This is a genomic window from Pauljensenia sp. UMB0895, assembly GCF_030218905.1.
Classification (GTDB): Bacteria; Actinomycetota; Actinomycetes; order Actinomycetales; family Actinomycetaceae; genus Pauljensenia; species Pauljensenia turicensis_A.
The window spans coordinates 1-687 of the sequence record NZ_JASOQR010000020.1; the positions used below are offsets into that span (position 1 = coordinate 1).

Sequence of the window (687 nt, forward strand, 5' to 3'; positions counted from 1 at the left end):
CGAACTGTCTCACGACGTTCTGAACCCAGCTCGCGTACCGCTTTAATGGGCGAACAGCCCAACCCTTGGGACCGACTTCAGCCCCAGGATGCGATGAGCCGACATCGAGGTGCCAAACCTCCCCGTCGATGTGAACTCTTGGGGGAGATAAGCCTGTTATCCCCAGGGTAGCTTTTATCCGTTGAGCGATGGCCCTTCCATACGGAACCACCGGATCACTAAGCCCGACTTTCGTCCCTGCTCGACTTGTAGGTCTCGCAGTCAAGCTCCCTTCTGCCTTTACACTCTGCGAATGATTTCCAACCATTCTGAGGGAACCTTTGGGCGCCTCCGTTACACTTTAGGAGGCGACCGCCCCAGTCAAACTGCCCGACTGACACTGTCTCCCGACCAGATCTATGGTCGCGGGTTAGAGTGGTCATGTCACAAGGGTAGTATCCCACTTGTGCCTCCACCGAGACTAGCGTCCCGGTTTCAATGGCTCCTACCTATCCTGTACATGTGGCACAAACATTCAATATCAACCTACAGTAAAGCTCCATGGGGTCTTTCCGTCCTGTCGCGGGTAACCTGCATCTTCACAGGTACTAAAATTTCACCGAGTCTCTCGTTGAGACAGTGCCCAAATCATTACGCCTTTCGTGCGGGTCGGAACTTACCCGACAAGGAATTTCGCTACCTTAGGAC

Annotated in this window: 1 rRNA gene; it reads right to left on the reverse strand. The window is 54.0% G+C overall.

The annotated features are described in order from the left end of the window. A 23S ribosomal RNA gene (locus QP503_RS08800) occupies nucleotides 1-687 on the reverse strand; the annotation flags it as partial.